Origin of the sequence: Psychroflexus sediminis (assembly GCF_900099815.1) — a bacterium.
Taxonomy (GTDB): domain Bacteria; phylum Bacteroidota; class Bacteroidia; order Flavobacteriales; family Flavobacteriaceae; genus Psychroflexus; species Psychroflexus sediminis.
Map to the genome: position 1 here is coordinate 1 of NZ_FNCW01000010.1, position 21,440 is coordinate 21,440.

Genomic DNA, 21,440 nt, shown 5'->3' on the forward strand with positions numbered 1-21,440 from the left:
CAGGTACATCTGTAAAGGGTAAACCGCGAATATCAAAAAAAGGAAATAGGCATCTTAGAAAATCATTGCATCTACCTTCTCTGTCATCCGTTAAGTATAATAAATCTCATAGAGAACTATATGCGAGAATAGTTGCCAAAAGCGGGATTAAAATGAAAGCACTGATAGCTGTTCAAAGAAAAATGCTAGAACTTATATTTATAGTAGATAAGAATAAAACTGAGTTTGACAATGATCACCAAAAAAAAAGGACACTAGATGCAAATGCAGAAAGTATCCCTTTACAGACTAGCTTATAGCCGTCTTGAATAACAAAAAAAATAAAATAAAAGAGAAAAACTCTTGTTAGTTAACACAGAATCTATCGGGATTGGGAGTTAGAGGGAGAAATTTACTCCTCGCTTGGAGCCAGTTTCACCTGAAGTCCTTCAAGATCCTCAGTAATGGGAATTTGACAGCTTAATCTGCTGTTGTCCCTGACAAAAAACGCTTCCGAGAGCATAGCTTCCTCATCGTCTTCTTTTTCTGGAAGTTCGGTATCTGATTGAACATAGCACTGACAAGAAGCGCACATGGCCATGCCGCCGCAAATACCTATTGTTCCTTCCGGAGCGAGTTCGTAAGATCGAATCACTTCCATCAGATTCATCGCCATATCTGTAGGTGCATCTACGTGATGTGGAGTGCCTTCTCTGTCTATAATTGTGATTTTTACATCCATAAGTTAACCTAAAATCTGTGATGCAAAACTAAAGAATTGATTGCTCATGTTTCCTTTAAATGGTAAAATTTAAGAGGGGATTTTAGCAAAGCCAGTCAGGCTTGTTTTACCGGCAAACTCTTGATGTAACAGGCAGGTTGAATTAAAAATTCGGGTTTGTGATCTGCTATTTTTGCTCTTCTTCCATTTCTTTTTCAAATGTAGAAATACTCCGGTTTAAAGCTGTCTTCAGCTGAATAATTTCGGCCTTCAACTCTTCCTTTTTTTCTCCCGAGGCCTTTTTAAACTCCTCAAGTTTTTTATTTAGTTCAGCTTTTCTATCCGCTATGCCTTGCTTTTCGTCTTCAAACTGGTTCTGAAGGTCAGCACTTAGGCTGTTGTAATTTTCTATGACGTCATTGGTGCTGGCTTCAATATCATTTTCCATTTTTTCGATATTGTCGCTCAGGTTATCCCATTTTTCTGCAGTGTATGCTTTGGAGACCTGTATAACGTCTTCCACTTCTCTTTGAATGTCTTCAGAGGAAGTGTTTCCATCTTTGTTTGAGGTATTGCAGGACCACAGAATGGATGACATAAGGACTGCTGCAACTATTGATTTTAAAGGATTCCAACTTCTTATAAGCAATTCTGATTTGGCCATAGGTGTTTGTTTTGATGTTGTCTGATCCATGCATTGTTCCTGAGTGTTCATATTTCTCATTTTATTTTAGAATTAAAATTTAAGTTAAGCCGAAATGATTAAAAAAAAGATGGACTCTGAAAATTTCTAAATTCAATACGGTGACATTTTAATCAATACTTCTTATCACAGATTTTGGCGCTTCCTTTTTGGTTCCATCAAATCCAGTGACGCCGCCAACCGTGGTGTACTTCAATACATTGCGCTTGTTGGGATGAATTTTGGCAAATGCACTTTGACACATCAGTGTAGCTTCGTGAAACCCACAGAGAATGAGTTTTAATTTACCCGGATAGGTGTTCACATCTCCAATCGCGTAAATTCCCGGAATATTGGTTTGATAATCTAAGGTATTATCGACTTTGATGGCATTTTTCTCTATTTCCAGCCCCCAGTCTGCTATGGGACCCAGTTTTGGAGATAAGCCAAATAAAGGTATAAAGTAATCGGTTTCTAGACTATAATCTTCTTCGGGATTATTATTCTTTCTGATGGATACGGATTCCAGGTGTTCATCACCGTGAACATCAACGATTTCAGCGGGAGTAATCAATTTAATTTTACCGATGTCTTTGAGCTCTTTGACCCGGTCTACCGATTCTAAAGCGCCTCTGAATTCATTTCTTCTGTGTACCAAAGTCACTTCTGAAGCAACATCGGCCAGATAAATACTCCAGTCCAGGGCAGAATCTCCTCCGCCTGCAATCACCACAGATTTATCCCGGAATTGTTCGGGGTCTTTCACCATATAGTGAATGCCCTTGTTTTCGAATTTTGAAATATTGTTAATCGGGGGTTTTCTGGGTTCGAAACTGCCCAGTCCGCCGGCTATAGCGACAATAGGAGCGTGGTGTTTGGTCCCCTCATCTGTAGTGACAATAAAGCTTCCGTCGTCTTGCCTCTCGATATCCTTTGCGCGTTCACCAAGGGTAAATCCAGGTTGGAAGGATTTGATCTGTTCCATCAGGTTATCTACCAACTGTCCGGCTTTTACTTCCGGAAAACCTGGAATATCGTAGATAGGCTTTTTGGGATATAATTCTGAAAGCTGCCCGCCTGGTTGAGGTAAGGCATCTATGATGTGACATTTGAGTTTCAATAATCCTGCTTCAAATACAGTAAAAAGTCCTGTAGGTCCAGCTCCTATAATGAGAATATCCGTTTTGATCATATCAAAATCTACTTGTAATTTTTTATTTCTTTTAATTAAGCCAGTTGATCGGCTTTGATGTTGATGACCTCCTTGATCTGAGGCGCGTGTTTTTTAATCGTCATTTCAACTCCAGACTTCAAAGTCATCTGGTTTACCGTACAATCCACGCAAGTTCCCATAAGCTGAACTTTCACCAGTGAATCGTCTTCTATTGAAATCAGCTCGATATCTCCGCCGTCACTTTTTAAAAAGGGACGAATTTCATCAAGAGCGGTTTCAATGCTTTTTCTTAATTCTTGACCAGTCATCATATTTTTTTATTTTTTACGGCACTACATCCAGCCATAGTTGTAATTTTTATAGCTTCAGTAGGCGGTAAGTTTTCATTTCTATTTACCACTTGTTGTACAGTGTTTCTTGTTAGTTCAGTAAAAGATTCACTTAGAGGAGTCCCTTCTTGCAAGGCAGCAGGGCGACCAATATCACCAGATTCCCTTAAACTTTGAACCAATGGAATTTCACCTAAAAATGGAACTCCTAAATCGTCTGCAAGGTATTTTGCACCCTTCTCTCCAAAAATATAATACCTGTTGTCTGGTAATTCTTCGGGAGTAAAGTAAGCCATGTTTTCACAGATACCTAATACAGGAACATTGATGCTTTCCTGCTGAAACATTGACACTGCTTTTTTAGCATCCGCTAAAGCTACATTTTGAGGAGTACTTACAATCAAGGCACCAGTGATAGGCATAGACTGCATAATGGATAAGTGAATATCTCCGGTTCCAGGAGGCAAGTCTACAAGTAAAAAGTCGAGCTCTCCCCAGTCGGCATCAAAAATCATTTGATTGAGGGCTTTGGCGGCCATGGGTCCTCTCCAAATCACAGCCTGATCTGGCTTGGTGAAAAATCCGATGGAAAGCAATTTGACGCCATAACTTTCTATAGGCTTCATTTTAGATTTTCCATCTTTCGTTATAGAAAGAGGCTTTTCATTGGCTACATCGAACATGATTGGTCCCGAAGGGCCGTAAATATCAGCATCCAGTAAACCCACTTTAAACCCAAGTTTGGATAAAGTTACTGCAAGATTGGCAGTTACCGTAGATTTCCCTACGCCTCCTTTTCCTGAAGCTACTGCAATGATGTTCTGGATACCAGGAATAGGTTTCCCTTTAATTTCATTGACATTTTTCTTCTTCTCTGGAGCTTCAACCGTTATTTTTACTTCAACTTTTGCTTTTTTATAAACATGCTCATGAATGGCTTTCATCACATCTACTTCTGCACGCTTTTTGATATGAAGTGCAGGTGTAGAAAGTTTAAGGTCTACAATGACTTCATCTCCAAAGGTGACTATATTCTGTAAAGCCCCGCTTTCAACTATATTTTGGCCTTCACCAGCAATACTTATGGTTTCTAAAGCCTTCTTTATATCGTCTTTATTGAGTTTCATAAATTAATTAATTCTAATTAAGATTTAATCTAAATGCAAATATACGAGTTAATCCTCTATTTGCTTAATATTGAACCTGTTTTAGACAGATTCTTAGGGATAAATTAACGAGTTGAAAACCAAGTCCCCTGTTAATTTTAAAGCACGAGTAAATTACAGCCTCTTATATCGCTTTGATCGAATCTGCCGAGGATTTCAAATTCTTTTGAATTGATTTGTTTTCCTAAATCCTGGGTGGCTATAAAAGCACAGGAATTTTCATTGGCTAGGTCTATAACATTAATTCCACCCGTTTTTCCCTGGTTGAGATAATGAAAAGGATCTTCTGTATCTCGAATGAGGATTTTCATGTGAGGCGGACATTCAAATTTGCTCTGCCCTTTAGAGTACGCCTGAGAGAGAAGCTCAGTCATGCCATATTCGCTGTGAATGTCGTCAACCCCAAAGCCTTTGCTTAGAATGTCATGGAGTTCCTGGCGAATCATCTCTTTCCGACGGCCTTTCATACCCCCGGTTTCCACCACTATGGTATTCTTCAATTTAAAAGATCTTTTCTCAACCAGGTCTAATAAAGCAAAAGAAACACCGATCAGCACTATTTTTTTTCCAGACTTATCGAGTTCGATGAGGGTTTTCCCCAGCTGATCCAACTCATTGAGATAAAATCCGCTTTCTTTGTGTTTGCTTTTTTTAATGAAGTGATCTACCATATAAATCAGGGATGAACCTTCGCGTTCTAAGTAAGAAGGGAGTAAGCCTAAAACCACAAATTCTTCAATATCACCATAGAAATAGTTAAAGGTTTTTGTAAAACTTTCTTCGTAAAGGCTGAGGTTTTTGACATGGTGCTGACTTTGGACCTGGCCAGTAGTTCCGCTGCTTAAGAAGGTTATTTCAGGAGTAAAATGACCGGTTTTAACCTCATGAGTTTTAAATAACTGAATAGGCAAGAATGGAATAGCTTTCAGTGATGTTACTTCATGCCTGTTAACATTCAGGTGTTTGCAAAATTCTTTGTAGGCTATATTTGACTCGACCTGCTTTTGAAATAAATTCAGAGCAGCTTCTTCAAATTCTTTTTCTGATTTTATAGTAAACGGAAAGCCTAAATTCATATGCTTTTATGAATTCCAAAAATAATAAAAAAGCACCCCAATTGACGGGTGCTTAAGTATAAAAAAGGCTAATTCTTTTTACTTTATAATTAATTTTTTGGTTAAGGAAGAAGATCCAAGATCAATTTTGGCCAAATAGACTCCAGGGCTTAGGTCAGATACATCAATTGGATTTACGACTTTAGAGGTAAATACCTGCTGGCCGAGCATATTGAATAATTTAACTTCCAGAACGCTTGTTCCTGAGGTATTGATATTTAAAATACCATTTGTGACCGGATTTGGATAAAGATTAAACTTGGAATCATCAAAACTTTTATTGCTTAGTGCTACATCAAAACTTTGATTTGCATTGACTTGCCCAAAACTTGCCGATGAGGGATTGATCCAAGCAAAGTCTTCGTACTCTGTACCAGTTCCTGTAAGTTGTAGCGATTCACCAACAGTTGTACTGGCTGGTTCTTCTACACCAATGTCTTCTGATGTTAAACCAACAGCAGGTCCGTCAACGGCAGTAATTGTGCCTTCGTAGCTCAGGAATTGAATTACAACCCCTGAGTCATTAACTAGTGCTAAACCGTCTGGAGAACCATTTTGTAAACTGCTGATAGGGAAGCTTAATGTTCCATAACCATTATCCTGGTCTGGAATAACACCTGATAAGGCATTACTACCGTAGGATTCACTATTGGAACCATTGTATGTTTCAATAGACCATCCAGTTAAATCTGTTCCAGCTGGTCCAGCTATTTCTATACCCTCATCAACATCAGCACCAGCATTATCATAATGAATTTCATTTATAAATACAGATGTTTGTGAAACCATCAAACTTGTTACAAACAAGCTTAGAATAAAAGTAATTTTTTTCATAATTTCATTATTGATTGTTCAATTAAAAATAAACAAAGATTTTAAATAATGCAAGTTTAGCCTCTGTATTTCAGGTATTTAACTTTTTAATAACCTTCAGAAAGTCCTTTTCCTAGTTACACAGAGGCTTGTCAAAATAAAAAAAACTCCAAGGTTAAGTTTAGATTAAGAGAATGTTTATCTATTAATCTATATGCAATCTTTTGTTAACCTGCAGGTAACATGAAAGCCTCATTCTGCATGTAAGTTTGCGACATCAAAAACATTAAAATTTAATCAAATGAAAAAATTATTTTTATCTGCGGCAGTCATTGCTTCAATGATTTTAGCATCATGCTCAAGCGATGATGATGCTCCGGCTGGACCAGAAGTGCCGGTTGGAGAAGACATTATAGTCTCGGGAACTATAGAGGAGGATCAGACCTGGACTAAAGACAATGTCTATATCTTAGACGGGAAAGTCGTTGTTGATGGAGGTGCAACCTTGACGATTGACGCAGGTACAGTTATAAAAGGTTCGGAAGGTCAGCAGACACAAGCTTCAGCTTTGATTGTGGACAGAGATGCAACCTTAAATGCAAATGGGACTGCTCAAGAGCCAATTATCTTTACTACGATTTTGGATGAAATCGTATCTGGAGAAACTGTAAGTCCGAACTTAACTGTAAACGACAGAGGACTTTGGGGAGGTGTTATTGTTTTAGGTAATGCGCCTTCTTCGTTTGAAGGTGATGCTACTGAAGAATTAATCGAAGGTATTCCAGCTAACTCAGGATTTGGGTTATATGGCGGGAATGATCCTGGGGATAGTTCAGGTAGTATTAGATACATTTCTATACGTCACGGTGGTGCAAACATTGGTGAAGGTAACGAAATCAATGGGCTAACCCTTGGTGGAGTTGGAAGTGGAACCACTATAGACCATATTGAAGTAATCGCTAACCTAGACGATGGTGTTGAGTTCTTCGGTGGTACTGTAAACGCTTCAAACCTTGTGGTTTGGGGTGTTGGTGATGATGCTATAGACATCGATCAGGCATACAGTGGTACAATTACCAATGCAGCAGTAGTGATGAATAACGTTTCTGATCATGGTTTAGAAATTGACGGTCCTGAAGGTTCGACTACAGGAATGTACACTTTAGAAAACATAACTATTTTCTCAGACGATTCTGAAACTAATGCAAACTCTGGAAACAGAGAATATGCTCAATTCCGCTCCAGCGCCATGGGTAATAACAACAACATATTATTAGTTGGAGGCTTGCCTGATTCAGATTTCACATTGCAGGATAACCAGGGTGTTGCTGACAATTATAACAGTGGAGAGCTTACCTTTTCTAATATAGAAATCGTACCTCCAGCTGGAGTTTCTGATATCGCTACTTTATTTACAGATGCTTCAGGTCAAACCACTTTCCAGGATGATGCCGTTGGACAGGGTGGTTTTGTAGATGCTATTGTTAATACTTCTGAAGCTACTGTAGGAGCAAATCTAGGTGTGTTTGGATGGACTTGGGTGAGTGAAACCGGAGCTTTTGGAGCCGGGGCTAACCAGGAAGTAGCGGAAGTTACGGTTACTGGAACAATTGAAAACAACGCAACTTGGACAAACAACAATATCTATATCTTAGATGGTAAAGTCGTTGTAGATGGAGGTGCAACTTTAACTATTGAAGCTGGTACTGTTATTAAAGGTGCTGAAGGTCAGCAAACACAGGCTTCTGCTTTAATTGTTGATAGAGATGCCACTTTAAATGCTAATGGTACAGCTGAGCAGCCAATTATCTTTACTTCAGTTCTAGACGAATTGATGCCTGGAGACGTTGTAAGTCCAAATCTAACAGTAGATGACAGAGGACTTTGGGGTGGTATCATTGTTTTAGGTAATGCGCCTGCCTCTCTTGAAGGTGATGTTGTTGAAGAATTAATCGAAGGAATTCCAGCTGGCTCAGGTTATGGTTTATACGGAGGTAATGATGCAGCTGACAGTTCAGGCAGTATTGAATATATCTCTATCCGTCACGGTGGAGCAAACATTGGTGAAGGAAACGAAATCAATGGGTTAACTCTTGGTGGAGTTGGAAATGGGACAGTGATTAACCACATAGAAGTTATCGCTAACTTAGATGACGGTGTTGAATTCTTCGGTGGAACCGTCGATGCGTCAAACATCGTTGTTTGGGGAGTCGGTGATGATGCTATAGACATCGATCAGGCTTACAGTGGTACTGTTACCAATGCAGCAGTAGTGATGAATAACGTTTCAGACCACGGTTTGGAAATTGATGGACCTGAAGGTTCAGCTACTGGAATGTACACTTTAGAAAATGTTACCATTTTTGCAGATGATTCTGATACTAATGCTAACTCAGGAAACAGAGAATATGCTCAATTCCGTTCTAGTGCAATGGGTACTAACACCAATATCTTATTAGTTGGAGGTTTAACAGATGCTGATTTTACATTAGCAAATAATCAAGGGGTAGCAGATAATTATAATGCTGGCGATCTTACCTTTTCTAACATAGAAATTGTACCTCCAGCAGGTGTGACTGATATTTCTACTTTATTTACAGATGCTTCAGGACTTACATCTTTCCAGGATGATGCTACAGGTGCCAATGGATTTGTTTCGGTTGTTGCCGATACAGCCGCAGCTACTGTAGGTGCGGATTTAGGAGTTTTTGGATGGACTTGGGTGTCTGAAGCAGCTTCTGCTTTAGGTTTCTAGTGTTGAATAAAGACTCTAAATACATACAAGATATTGCTCGGTTTTTACAAGCCGGGCAATATTGTTATAAATTATAATATGCAAAACATGTTCAGACTTTTTAAGATTACATCAATTCTGTTTTTTAGCATAGGCTTGTTTTCAGTCTCTGCGCAAAACGGAAAAATAGAAGGAAAAATTTTAGATGGAGAGTTAGACGATGTTCTTCCATTTGCAAACGTCACAATCGTTGGAACCAATAAAGGGAGTACATCAGATTTTGATGGATTGTATTCTATTGCAGTGGAGCCTGGAACGTACACCCTTTCATTTTCATTTGTTGGTTATCAAACCAAAGAAATTACAGAGGTGGTTGTCAAAGAAAATGAAACAACACGACTTGACGTCACCTTAAAGTCTGCTGCAGATAACTTACAGGAGGTTATTGTAACCACAACTGCGAGGAGAAATACAGAAGCTTCAGTATTGAACTTGCAACGAAAGTCTGTTAAGGTTTCAGATGGTATGTCCTTAGAAGGTATAAGACGAACAGGTGCCAATAACGTCGCCTCTGCCGTTAAAAATATACCAGGGGTATCTGTCCAGGGAGGTAAATATGTTTTTGTGAGAGGTCTTGGCGATAGGTATACAAAATCTATACTTAATGGTATGGATATTCCAGGTCTGGATCCCGATAGAAATACCCTGCAAATGGATGTTATTCCTTCCAGTATTATTGAAAATATAATCGTTTCCAAAACAGCAACTGCAGATATGCCAGCAGATTTTACCGGAGGTGTTATCGATATTGTGACCAAAGATTTCCCATCGCGAGAAACCTATAGCGTAAGTGCGGGTGGCTCTTATAATTTTAATATGCACTTCAATTCAGATTACCTACAGGGAAACACTTCTCCTACAGACTTTTTAGGTATTGATAACGGGGATAGAGATCTTCCGATTTCTGAAACTTTAGATATACCTGCACCCGTAGGTAACGGGTTAAATGATGATGGTGTAAGTGTAACTGATATTACCAATAGTTTTGATAAAAAATTAGCTGCAGACAGAACCACAAGTCCCGCAAATTTCAATTTGAGCTTCTCAGCGGGAAATAGTTATGAGGTAGGTGAAAAGAATAACAAACTTGGATATCTGGCCAATGTTTCCTATAGAAATACTACAGAATATTTTGAGCAATTAGAACAAAACTTCTTTTTTAAACCTATTTCACTATCGGAAACTGAATTGACTCCAAACAGAACTCAAACCGGTGATGTTGGTATTAATAACGTTCTTATTAGCGGTTTAGCCGGTCTGTCTTATAAAACAGAAAAATCTAAATACAGCTTCAATGTCTTACATCTTCAAAATGGAATTTCTAGAGCTGGTAAATTTAGAACCTTCACCTTTATCCAGGATGATATTGAAGTGGTAAGAGACAACATAGAATATACAGAGAAATCTATTACCAATTTCAATCTTTCTGGTTCTCACGTCAATGAGGATGCTTCCTGGGAAATAGAATGGGCGCTATCACCTAGTATTTCTAATATAAACGACAAAGACGTAAGAGTTACTCCTTTTGAAGTTATTGGTGAAGATCAGTTTTCAATTCGTCCGAGTACAGCTGGTGCTCCACAGCGTTTGTGGAGAGATCTGGAAGAAATAAACTTAACAGGTAAATTAGACCTTACCAAAAAACACGAGCTTTTCGGAAGGTCAGCCAATCTGAAATTTGGTACTGGCTACACGTTTAAGGAAAGGGACTTCAGAATTAATAATTATAACATTTTAGTTAAAGGTTCTACAGTAATCCCTATTGAAGGTGATGCAGATCGACTTTTACTTCCTGAAAATATTTGGGTGCCAGAGACCAATAGTGGGACTTATATTCAGGGTAATTTTGAGCCGGCAAATAACTTTGAGTCTTATTCAACAGTTGCTTCTGCTTATGTTTCTGAAGAGTTTAAAATCTCGGAAAAGCTTAAAAGTGTTTTGGGTTTAAGGTTTGAAAATTACCAATTGAATTATACTGGTGTTAACAACCAGGGAACGATCGACCTAGATGATGAGCAAATTTTAGATGAAGCTGATTTTTTCCCGTCTGCAAATTTAATATATGCTTTAAATGATCAAACCAATTTAAGAGCATCTTACTACGAAACCACTGCAAGACCCTCTTTTAAAGAAGCCTCGATTGCTCAAATATTTGATCCTTTAAGCGATATTACTTTTATAGGTAATATCAATATTCAGCCTTCTTATATCAATAATTATGACTTGAGATATGAGCGTTATGGAGATAACGGTCAATTATTTGCTGTTAGTGCTTTCTACAAATCATTCAACGATCCAATCGAACTTGTAGCATTCCCTGAAGCTCCTAATAACCTGCAGCCTCAAAATGTAAATTCCGCAGACGTTTATGGAGTTGAAATGGAAATAAGAAAGAATTTTGGATTTATTGCTGAAGACTTAAGAAAATTCAGCGTCAACGCTAACGTTTCTATAATAGAATCTGTTGTACAGATGTCTGAGCAAGAATTTGAATCCAGACAACTTGCTGCAAGAGAGGGGCAAACCATAGATGATGAAAGAGATCTTCAAGGGCAATCTCCATATCTCATAAATGTTGGTTTAAGATACGATGATGACGAAAAAGGCTGGCAAGGTGGCTTATTTTACAACGTACAAGGAGAAACTCTTGAGGTGGTTGGTATAAGAAATGTCCCAGATGCTTTTACGCAGCCATTTCACAATATGAGTTTTAGATTGTCTAAATCTTTTGGAGAGGAAAAGCAGTCTACTGTAAATTTTGGATTTAGTAATATATTAAATGATGTTATTGAAACGAATTATAATTCGTTTCAGGCAGAGTCCAGAATTTACTCAAGAAGAGATCCAGGGCAACAGGTTTCTTTGGGTTACTCCTATAGTTTTTAATTGTTTTTGATATAATTTAGCCATAAGCTGCTCTGAAAAGAGCAGCTTTTTTTGTGTTTATTCTTAACTTTAAGCTAATATTCAAAACCTTAAATTTGTGGTGAATAAAATCAATAATTCATGAAAAAATCTGAAATCACTATACTTGTTGTGGACGACGATCCGGATATCCTGGAGATTCTAAGCTACAATTTAAACGCTGAAGGCTACAAGGTCGTCACTGCTGAAAATGGAGTGGAAGCCGTCAAAAAGGCAAAGAAGAAGAAACCTCAGTTAGTGATTTTGGACGTGATGATGCCGGAAATGGATGGGATTGAAGCCTGTGAGCAAATTCGGGAGACCAAAGGTCTGGAAAACACCCTCATTACCTTTTTAACCGCAAGAGGGGAGGATTATTCTCAGGTGGCAGGTTTTGATGCCGGGGCAGACGATTATATCACTAAACCCGTAAGACCTAAGGTGCTTATGAGTAAAGTCAAAGCCTTATTAAGGCGTTTCAAATCCGGAACTTCAGAAAAGAATATTTATGAAATTGGGGATATTATCATCAATCGTGATGAATATAAAATCACCAGTCAGGGAACAGAGATGACTTTGCCCAGAAAAGAATTTGAATTGCTATCTTTACTCACTTCAGAACCTAATAAAGTCTTCAAAAGAGATGATATTTTAAACACGGTTTGGGGAAATGAAGTGGTTGTAGGGGGAAGGACCATCGATGTCCATATTCGAAAACTAAGAGAAAAATTGGGCGACGACAAATTCAAAACAGTGAAAGGTGTCGGCTATAAGTTTGTTCATGAATGAGTAAAAAATTCAAAAGATCCTATAAGTTTGCCCTGAATACCTCTTCCTATATCACTCTTTTTCTTACAGGGTTAATTGCTTTATATGAGTATATCCAACTAGAAGTCAATTTGGCTTCTATTTTTATTTTTGCCATTATTTGTTTTGTGTTTTCATTTCTCATTATTCAGTTAAGAATTGAATACTTTATTTATAAACGGGTAAAATCCATTTATGATAGTGTTTCCATTCTCGATAAATCTTCGCTGGGTGGCCAGAGAACTACCTCCGATATGAAAACCCTTACCGAAGAAGTGGAGCGCTTTGCGAGGGGTAAAAAACTGGAAATAGAAACCCTTAAAGTTAGAGAAAACTACAGGAAGGAATTTATAGGTAATGTATCTCATGAGTTGAAAACCCCTCTATTCACCGTTCAGGGCTATATTCTTACGCTTTTGGATGGAGCCATCAAAGATAAAAAAGTAAGAAAAAAGTATCTTTCCAGAGCCAGTAAAGGAGTGGATCGATTGATTTATATCGTCAAGGATTTGGACATGATTACTAAACTGGAAACCGGCGATCTCAATCTTTATATAGAAACCTTTGATCTTGTAGAGCTTGTAGAAAGCGTCTTTGATTTACTGGAGATGAAATCTGCAAAAAAGGAAATAAGCCTGAGTTTCGATAAAAAATATTCCCCCATTTACGTTGAAGGCGATAAGGAGCGAATCCAGCAAGTGGTCACCAATCTTATTGTGAATTCTATCAAATACGGTAAGAAGGGAGGAACCTCCGAAATCAGTTTTGATGAGGTAAAAAATTCAAAAATCATGCTGCGTGTTACCGATAACGGGGAGGGCATAGAAAAGGAACATATTCCCAGGCTTTTTGAGCGCTTTTTCAGGGTGGATAAAACGGGATCCAGGCGGGAAGGTGGTTCAGGACTGGGGCTCTCCATTGTTAAACACATTCTGGAGGCGCATAATGAGCAGGTCTATGTGGATAGCGTTTACGGGATTGGCAGCGAATTCTCCTTTACGCTTCCAAAGTCTGACGAAATCCAGGAAGAGGAAACCGATGCAAGCCTTCTGAATTAAATCCGGAATACAACCTGATGTTTTTGAGATCTGTTGTTTCAAATTTCTTTTGAGATGAAAAGGGAGCTATCTTTTGTTTTTCCAATCGCTGAGCCAAATATTCTTGTTCACCTTGATGAGGTGTAGGGACAAAGAAGACTTTTTTCCCCAAACTAGCCATATCCATAACCGAAGAATAACCCGATCTGCAAATAACGAGCTTTGCTCTGCTAATCAAATGGTTGAGTTCTTTGGACTTCAAGTGATTAAAAATGCGAAGGTGAGGTAGGTTTTCCAGGTCAGTCTGATTATAAACACCGCGAACTATCACACATGTTTTGGAGGTGAGCCTTGAAAAAGACTCAAGTATTTTCTCTTCAAACTGAGCGCGAAGCGGTTCAGGACCGGAAATAACGGCTAGATAATCGATATCATGAGCAAGATTTAGTTTTGAAAATCTGCTCAATACGCCAATTTTCTTCACCGGAACTTTTACCCAGCGGGATTGACTTAAAACCCCGCTTAAGTCAGGTTTTGTGTCCGTGTCTGGAACCCAGACTTCGTCATAGCGATTGTGATATTTAGCATTGAGATAGGAGGATCCAACGGAAAATAAACCCGCTTTAAATTGAAGTTGATGAGAGATAATCACCGACTTTATATTTTCTGAAAAAGCTCCGAATCTATGGTCAGAAACCAGCAAATCTACTTGGTGCTTTTGGATGTAGCGATCGACAAGATGCTCATCTTGTTTAGCTCTTTTCTTTAGCCCACCGCTCTGCAACATCAATTTCAGATAAAAGAAAACCCCAGAGGCAGAATAAGTGACCTGGCTGGAATTTAATTCTAAAGAATGAAGATCAGGAAATTCATCTTTCAGCAACTGGAGTGCGTTTCCATCCGAAGCTATGCTCACTTTAGAACCTTGTTGTAAAAAATAATTAATAAGAGGTATGCATCTTGTGGCGTGACCCAGACCCCAGTTGAGAGGAGAAACTAAAACGTGACTGGGAAAAGCCATAATAGAAGGTTTTGCGTATTGGTAAATTTAGTTAATTTTACACGAAAATTTCAACAAACGTGGGGAGTAAAAACAAACTAAAACGCTTTAAAGAGAATGAGGTTTTTGAAAATGTAGTCCAACCTACACGTTCTGAAATTGTAGATTCTATTTACGCTTATAAAGGGAAGTGGAAACAAGAGTTTTTTAAGAATGATAATCCGTTAGTTTTAGAACTAGGCTGTGGTAAAGGAGAGTATACAGTGGGTCTGGCTAAGAGAAATCCAAAGTCAAATTTTTTAGGCATAGATATCAAAGGGGCCAGATTCTGGAGAGGAGCCAAAACCGCTTTGGAAGAGCATATGACCAATGTAGGATTCCTGAGGACTCAAATTGAACTGGTGGACCAGGTTTTTGCTGAAGGAGAAGTGGATGAAATTTGGATCACCTTTCCAGATCCGCAAATCAAATGGAAGCGAACCAAGCATAGAATGACCAACCCGGAGTTTCTCAATAAGTATAAAAAGATCTTGACTAAAAACGGCATCGTTCATTTGAAAACCGATAGTGAGTTTATGCATGGCTATACCTTAGGAATTTTGGAAGGATTGGGACATGATATATTATATGCCCATCATGATATCTATGTGAACCATGAAGCACCCGAAGAAGTCGTTGGTATACAGACCTTTTATGAACAGCAGTATCTGGATAAAAAGAAATCTATAACTTATTTGAAATTCAGACTTAAGCCATAAATTTTGGAGGATTTACAAATTTACATTTACACCTATCTGGCGGCCTTAGTTGGCGTAATTCCTCCAGGATTAGTCAATATGAGTGTCGCTAAAACCTGCCTGGAAAGGGGAAGACGTAATGGGATTTTAATGGCCTTCGGAGCTTCCAGCATTGTGTTTTTCCAGGCCCTTTTGGCTGTTTTAATTTCAAAATTTATATTCTCAAATCCGTATGTGAAGAATATTTTTCTGCAGGCGGGGATTGCCATACTCATCCTGATGTTTATTTATTTTTTGCTGTCGGCCAATTATAAAAAAACACAGAGAAACATCAAAAAGCGTACAGGAACCAAGAGCTTTTTCACCGGCGTTTTGGTGTCTGCTATCAATATTTTTCCCATCCCTTATTTTGTGCTTATAGCCACCTTGCTAAGCAATAATTTCAAAATAAGATTTTCGCTTTACACCGACTTATTTTTCGCTTTAAGTGCTGCCTTAGGAACCTTGACTACGCTTTATTTTTATGTGATTTTTATGATGCGAATAGGTGGTAAAACAGAACTTTTTAAAAGGTATTCCAACTATTTCATGGCTGTTTTGATGCTTATTCTTATCGTCGTGACCTGGTTTCGTCTCTAAGAACTATAAACTATGGCCAACTCAGATTTTTTTGAAAAAGTATATGCAGTAGTCGCATGTATTCCGGAAGGAAAAGTCACAAGCTATGGCGCTATTGCCAAAGCTATAGGCGCAGCCAAAAGTTCCAGAACGGTGGGCTATGCTATGAATGCCTGTGTAAAACTAAATCGAGACCTGCCTGCCCATCGCGTGGTTAATCGAAACGGCGTTTTAACAGGTAAACACCATTTCCCCGGTCAGAATACCATGCAAAGACTTTTGGAAGAAGAAGGTCTGGAGATTGCAAACGACCAGATTAAAAATTTTAAGTCTTTTTTCTGGGAACCTCCTGTTAATGAGGGTTTTGAATTTTAACTTTTGCATTAATAAAACTTTAGCTTTTAAATCTTTTTGCCAACTAAAATAATCTTCTATATTTGTATTAGGATGAAGTTTTTCATAATAGATTGGTTAATTAGCAAAGCCCTGGTTTTATAACCAGGGCTTTGTGTTTTTAAGAGCTTTTCTCCTCTCCCCAACTACTTTTTTTAAGAGACTTTAAAATATTTCTGTAATGCTTTAGTTTTACACACATGAGGCTATTTCTCTTTTATGTCTTTTTTTTTAGTGGAATGACTTCACTTTTGGCTCAGTCTGGAAGGGTTGTCAAAACGGTTTCAATCCAAGATACCATTCAGCTGGAAGAGGTCAGTATTTCTCCGTTTCAATTTAAACTTCAGACGACTGACAGTGTAGAAGTTGATTCGGCGCTTTATGAAATCAATTTTTCCAAAGCTCAGCTGGTTCCCTTTTCAAAACTGAGATGGAGTCATGATAGTTTACTTGTCACTTATGTTAAGTATCCGGAATTTCTAACAAAAACCTATCAAGCCCTCGATGAAAAGCTTATCATTGATACAGGAGATCCCGTAGATAATCTATACGAATTACAGCAAAAAAGGCAGCCCAGCAATTTTGTTCCCTTTTCTGGTCTGAATACAAGTGGAAGTATTTCTAGAGCTCTCAGTGTAGGAAACAACCAAAATGCAGTGGTAAGGTCTGAACTTGACTTGCAGATTTCCGGCAAAATTTCAGAAAAAGTTATGCTTCGGGCTTCTATACAAGATGACAATACCCCAATACAATCCGGAGGTTATACTCAACAGCTCAATGAATTTGATCAAATTTTTATCGAGATGGAAGCCGAAAAGTGGAGAATTCGGGCAGGAGATATAGATTTGGTTGAAAACCAATCTTTTTTTGCCTCCTATACTAAGCGTGTTCAGGGACTTTTACTTTCTGCAGATCTTGGTAATGAAAGTCGACAAACCGAAGTATATGGAGCTGCTGCTTTGGTAAGAGGGGTTTTTACCAGAAGTGAATTGACTGCCCTGGAAGGCAATCAAGGCCCTTATAAATTGGTAGGAGAGAATGGACAACTCTACGTTTTAATTGTTTCAGGGAGTGAAAAGGTGTTCGTTAATGGAAGGTTGCTTACCCGTGGAGAAAATGAAGACTATCTCATAGATTATAATGCCGGAGAAATTATCTTCAACCCCACTTTTCCGGTCACTTCAGAAATGCGGATCGTTGTAGAGTATCAGGTTTCCGAAAGAAACTTTTCAAGAATTGTTGCCACAACAGGTTCTCGATTTAAATCCGTATCTCTTCAATTGAACGGCTTTCTGTATAACGAAAACGATCTTAAAAATCAGCCATTACAGCAAAGCCTGACCGAAGCACAGGTGAATACATTGCAAGAGGCCGGTGATAACCCAGATGAAATGTTTGCTCCCAGCGCCGTCCCGACAGAGTATTCTGAAAACAGAATTTTATATGCTAGAGAATTTAGGGATGGTCAGGATATTTTTGTTTTTTCTACTGATTCAGAGGCGGAATTGTTTAACGTTCGCTTTACCAATGTAGGCCCTAATCAGGGAAACTATCTGCTTTCTAGTCAGGATGCTATTGCCCGTATTTATGAGTATGTTTCGCCAGTTAACGGAATTCCTCAAGGAAATTTTGAACCTGTTGTACGTCTTTTTGCTCCTACCAAACTTCAAATCGCTATGCTCAATGGTTTGTATACACCTTCAGAAAATTCTACAATTCAATTTGAAGTTGCAGCGAGTAATGCTGATGAAAATTTGTTTTCAGAACTGAATCAAGGCGATAATCGTGGTTTGGCTGCTCAATTTTCGGTCAATCAAACTCTTTACGAATCTGACGCTGAGCAAAAACTGGATGTGTTTGCTAATTTGAATTTTATAGAAGACACCTACACCAGTATAGAGCGTCTTTACAATGTAGAATTTAAGCGAGACTGGAATCTTTTCAATCCAACCGGGGATCAGTTGTTTTTGGATTCGGGTTTCGATTTCCGAAATAATTTGCTAAGCTTTACTCAGTACAACTTTCAGAGGCTGGAATATACAAATGATTTCTTAGGTCAAAAGCATTCTCTTACTACCAGGCAAGTTCAGGATAAATTCAGAATTGATGCTCAGGCTAGTTATCTGGACAGTGAATCTTCCATTTTGACTTCAGAATTTGCCAGGGCAAGTGTATCAGGAATTTATGATTTTGGAAAAATATGGTCTGGACTGCGTTACACGATGGAAGATAATCAGGAACAAACCGTGGGGACAAAAAAATTTACAGCCAATACACAGGGTTTTTCGAGTTACGAAGTCTTTTCCGGGGTTGGAGATTCTACAAATGTATATGTGGAATTAGGGTTTCGATTTCGACAAAACGATAGTTTGCGAGATAATGTGTTGCAGCGTGTCAATAGGTCTGCCAACTATTATGTGCGTTCACAACTGGTCAATACGAAAGCTTCAAGATTAAGCCTGTTTGCAAATTTGAGAAATCTAGAATTCAACGAAGAGAATAGAGCTGATGAAAGGACATTAAACTCCAGAATAATCTATTCTCAGAATTTGTGGAATCGGCTGATCAATCTTAATACCTCCTATGAAACCAATAGTGGGAATATAGCTCAGCAGGATTTCACTTATCTTGAAGTAGAACCAGGACAGGGACAGTACACCTGGATAGATTATAACGAGAATGGAATCCAGGAATTAAATGAATTTGAAATTGCACAATTCCAGGATGAAGGCCGTTACGTGAGGATTTTACTGCCCAATCAAATCTATGTAAGAACCAATCAAACGCGATTTAGCCAACAAATGACGCTGAATTTTCAGACTTGGCAAAATAAAAAGGGGTGGAAGAAATGGGCTTCAAACTTTTATAACCAGACCTCTTTATTACTGGATAAAAAACTGAGAAAAGATGGAAATACCCTTCATCTGAACCCTTTCTCTAGTGATGAAAAGGCCTTAGGAGAGAATACAACTTTTAGAAATGTCCTTTTTTTCAATAGAGGTCTGCAAAAGTATACGGCCTCTTATAATTTTACAAAGAATACCATAAGGAACCTTACTGTTTTAGGACTCCAGGAAAGTTCCAGCCTATTGCATGAGCTTAAATTCATTCATAAATTTCAGGAAAGCTGGTTGATCACATCAACCCAAGATTACAACTCCTCTGAAAGTTTTTCGGATCAATTTGAAAATAGAAATTTCAACATTGAAGGCTTTTCAATTCATCCCAAAGTGTCTTATTTGCTTGGGGATAAACGATTTGATATTTTCTATGAGTTAGCGTCAAAAGAAAATCAAATAGGGGGGTTGGAAACATTGGATCAGCAGACTTTCGGTTTATCCTTTATATTGAATAGCGACCAGAACTATAGTATTACAGGTGAAGTCAACTACATTCAGAATAAATTTAACGGCAGTACTTTTTCTCCTGTAGCTTACCAGATGCTGGAAGGTTTGCAGCCTAACGATAACTTTACCTGGTCGTTTTTTTTACAAAAGAAAATCACTGCTTTCCTGGATCTTAACCTGACTTATTTTGGCAGGAAAAGTGAAAATATAAATGCTACTCATACCGGTAGTGTTCAGTTAAGAGCGTTTTTCTAACCCTTAGAAACTTTCAGCTTCATGCCTGGCTGGAGACGATTGCTTTTCAGCTCGTTGAGCACTTTTAGATCTTCTACGCTGAGGCCCGGGTATTTTTTGGAAATCGTCCATAAGGAATCTCCGGATTTTACTTTGTAAAATTCGGTGTCTCGGTTTGAAGTTTGTTCTGCTTTTGAACTAGTTTCAGCAACAGCATCCAGGTTTTTAGGATAAATAATGAGCTTCTGGCCTATATCCAGATTGGTTCCTCCAAGGGAATTCCAATTTTTAATTTGACTCACGCCCACTCCATATTTTTCAGCAATTCCGCCTAGATAATCACCGGATTTTACATAATAATAGATTTTATCTTCTGCTTTATGATATCTCGGTAGAGTTTTCTTCTCCTTAGCGATAAGATGTTCAGTATATCCATAGATTTTATCCTCATTAGCTACAAACAATCCTGAGTTTTCATAAGGAAGGCGGACGTAATAGGACTTGTCTTTTTCAAAAGGTATGATACCCAGTTTATAGCTCGGATTAAGGAATTCTAAAAGTTCTTTATCGGTTTGGGTGACTTCAGCAATGTGGTCTAAGGTGATGAGTTGCTTAACTTGAATGGTATCTGTGCCATAATAGGTAGATCGTGGGCGTTGAGGGCGAAAGCCATGTTCTTCGGCGTATTCATAAATATAGAGCATGGCCTGGAATGAAGGGACATAACCGGCCGTTTCCCGGGGTAAATAGCGTCTCAGTTTCCAGTAATTGGTTTCCCCGCCACTTCGGCGTATGGCTTTGGAGACATTTCCCATTCCGGAATTGTAGGCTGCCAGGGCCAGGTCCCAGTCTTCAAACATGATGTAAAGCCTTTTTAAGTATTTCGCAGCAGCTTCAGTAGAAGCTACAGGGTCCATGCGCTCATCCACATAACTGCTTACCTCCAGATCATACATTTTTCCCGTACTGTACATGAATTGCCATAAACCCGTAGCACCAACTCTTGATTTTGCTCTTGGATTTAAAGCGGATTCAACAAGGGCCAGATACTTCATTTCCAAAGGAACATCATGCCTGTCAAACGCAGCTTCAAACATAGGGAAGTAGAATTCACTCAGGCCCATCAGCCGCTCGGTTCCTTCTTTCTCACGCCTTAAGAAATAACCAATGACACTTTCCAGACTCTCATTATATTCAATATTGAAAGGCGTTTTAGCATTTAAGGCGGCTAAACGCTCTTTGAGAAGTGCAGTAGGAATCTCGGTGATTATTGTTTTCTTGTCCAGACTATCTTTAATCACACGTTCCAGGTGTTGAGAATAATTTTGATCGGTCAGCCGAGATCTCCAAAGGGAATCCAATACCATGGATTTTTGGTAGTCTTTCAGAATCAGTTCTAAAGAATCTACTTCGACTTTATGAATTTCAACCTCAACGGTTTTCCAGCTTAGAGCTTTGGTTTTCGGATTTTGAGCAAGACATAAACTTGTACTGCAGAATAAAATTAAAAGGAACCGGAAGGAGGTAATAGTCATAGAAATTTTTGATTTAGAAATTCAAATGTAATTTGAAAAACTGTAATTATGGATA

At 38.5% G+C, this 21,440-nt stretch carries 18 protein-coding genes; 9 read left to right on the forward strand and 9 right to left on the reverse strand.

Annotation, left to right across the window (positions count from 1 at the left end; translation table 11 throughout):
- Window positions 1-299 (forward strand): transposase (locus tag BLP81_RS10110; RefSeq protein ID WP_143002827.1); only part of this gene is annotated, 299 nt, incomplete at its 5' end.
- 92 nt (window positions 300-391) lie between these two features.
- Here BLP81_RS10110 and BLP81_RS10115 read toward each other — a convergent pair.
- From BLP81_RS10115 to BLP81_RS10145, 7 genes are all read right to left on the reverse strand, one after another.
- Complete coding sequence (locus BLP81_RS10115; RefSeq protein WP_093368356.1) at window positions 392-721, reverse strand: 2Fe-2S iron-sulfur cluster-binding protein; 330 nt, start codon at window positions 719-721, stop codon at window positions 392-394.
- Between the two features lie 166 nt (window positions 722-887).
- Window positions 888-1,415, reverse strand: a complete 528-nt coding sequence (locus BLP81_RS10120) for a hypothetical protein (RefSeq protein WP_143002828.1) — start codon at window positions 1,413-1,415, stop codon at window positions 888-890.
- A gap of 97 nt (window positions 1,416-1,512) precedes the next feature.
- The gene (locus tag BLP81_RS10125) at window positions 1,513-2,574 is read right to left on the reverse strand and encodes an NAD(P)/FAD-dependent oxidoreductase (RefSeq protein WP_093368358.1); all 1,062 of its coding nucleotides are present in this window, start codon (window positions 2,572-2,574) and stop codon (window positions 1,513-1,515) included.
- 35 nt (window positions 2,575-2,609) lie between these two features.
- Complete coding sequence (locus BLP81_RS10130; protein ID WP_176752709.1) at window positions 2,610-2,864, reverse strand: NifU family protein; 255 nt, start codon at window positions 2,862-2,864, stop codon at window positions 2,610-2,612.
- A complete protein-coding gene (locus tag BLP81_RS10135) occupies window positions 2,864-4,012 on the reverse strand; it encodes an Mrp/NBP35 family ATP-binding protein (RefSeq protein WP_093368360.1) in 1,149 nt (382 codons plus the stop codon). The genes BLP81_RS10130 and BLP81_RS10135 overlap by 1 nt, the downstream gene beginning before the upstream one ends.
- Window positions 4,013-4,149: 137 nt before the next feature.
- Window positions 4,150-5,127 carry a LuxE/PaaK family acyltransferase gene (locus BLP81_RS10140; protein WP_093368361.1) on the reverse strand — a complete coding sequence of 326 codons (978 nt, stop codon included), beginning with the start codon at window positions 5,125-5,127 and terminating at the stop codon, window positions 4,150-4,152.
- 78 nt (window positions 5,128-5,205) lie between these two features.
- Window positions 5,206-6,000 carry a T9SS type A sorting domain-containing protein gene (locus BLP81_RS10145; protein ID WP_093368362.1) on the reverse strand — a complete coding sequence of 265 codons (795 nt, stop codon included), beginning with the start codon at window positions 5,998-6,000 and terminating at the stop codon, window positions 5,206-5,208.
- Window positions 6,001-6,280: 280 nt separating this feature from the next.
- Here BLP81_RS10145 and BLP81_RS10150 point away from each other — a divergent pair, with 280 nt between their 5' ends.
- The 4 genes from BLP81_RS10150 (at window position 6,281) to BLP81_RS10165 (ending at window position 13,542) form a co-directional block, all read left to right on the forward strand.
- Window positions 6,281-8,734, forward strand: coding sequence for a beta strand repeat-containing protein (locus BLP81_RS10150; RefSeq protein WP_093368363.1), 2,454 nt, complete (start codon window positions 6,281-6,283; stop codon window positions 8,732-8,734).
- 87 nt (window positions 8,735-8,821) lie between these two features.
- Window positions 8,822-11,659, forward strand: a complete 2,838-nt coding sequence (locus BLP81_RS10155; RefSeq protein WP_093368459.1) for a TonB-dependent receptor — start codon at window positions 8,822-8,824, stop codon at window positions 11,657-11,659.
- 120 nt (window positions 11,660-11,779) lie between these two features.
- Window positions 11,780-12,466 (forward strand): response regulator transcription factor, encoded by a 687-nt coding sequence (locus BLP81_RS10160; protein ID WP_093368364.1) that lies wholly within the window; start codon window positions 11,780-11,782, stop codon window positions 12,464-12,466.
- Window positions 12,463-13,542, forward strand: a complete 1,080-nt coding sequence (locus BLP81_RS10165; RefSeq protein ID WP_093368365.1) for a sensor histidine kinase — start codon at window positions 12,463-12,465, stop codon at window positions 13,540-13,542. The genes BLP81_RS10160 and BLP81_RS10165 overlap by 4 nt, the downstream gene beginning before the upstream one ends.
- Here the strand turns inward: BLP81_RS10165 and BLP81_RS10170 are convergent.
- A complete protein-coding gene (locus BLP81_RS10170; protein ID WP_093368366.1) occupies window positions 13,481-14,542 on the reverse strand; it encodes a glycosyltransferase in 1,062 nt (353 codons plus the stop codon). The genes BLP81_RS10165 and BLP81_RS10170 overlap by 62 nt on opposite strands.
- Window positions 14,543-14,601: 59 nt before the next feature.
- On the opposite strand from BLP81_RS10170, the gene trmB reads away from it, so the two are divergent.
- From trmB to BLP81_RS10190, 4 genes are all read left to right on the forward strand, one after another.
- A complete protein-coding gene (trmB, locus tag BLP81_RS10175; protein ID WP_093368367.1) occupies window positions 14,602-15,279 on the forward strand; it encodes a tRNA (guanosine(46)-N7)-methyltransferase TrmB in 678 nt (225 codons plus the stop codon).
- A gap of 3 nt (window positions 15,280-15,282) precedes the next feature.
- Window positions 15,283-15,897, forward strand: a complete 615-nt coding sequence (locus BLP81_RS10180; RefSeq protein WP_093368368.1) for a LysE family translocator — start codon at window positions 15,283-15,285, stop codon at window positions 15,895-15,897.
- Window positions 15,898-15,909: 12 nt separating this feature from the next.
- Window positions 15,910-16,251 carry an MGMT family protein gene (locus tag BLP81_RS10185; protein ID WP_093368369.1) on the forward strand — a complete coding sequence of 114 codons (342 nt, stop codon included), beginning with the start codon at window positions 15,910-15,912 and terminating at the stop codon, window positions 16,249-16,251.
- A 218-nt stretch (window positions 16,252-16,469) separates the two neighbouring features.
- Window positions 16,470-19,871, forward strand: coding sequence for a hypothetical protein (locus BLP81_RS10190; protein ID WP_093368370.1), 3,402 nt, complete (start codon window positions 16,470-16,472; stop codon window positions 19,869-19,871).
- On the opposite strand, the gene BLP81_RS10195 is transcribed toward BLP81_RS10190, so the two are convergent.
- Window positions 19,868-21,385 (reverse strand): lytic transglycosylase domain-containing protein, encoded by a 1,518-nt coding sequence (locus BLP81_RS10195; RefSeq protein ID WP_093368371.1) that lies wholly within the window; start codon window positions 21,383-21,385, stop codon window positions 19,868-19,870. The genes BLP81_RS10190 and BLP81_RS10195 overlap by 4 nt on opposite strands.
- Between the last annotated feature and the right edge of the window lie 55 nt (window positions 21,386-21,440).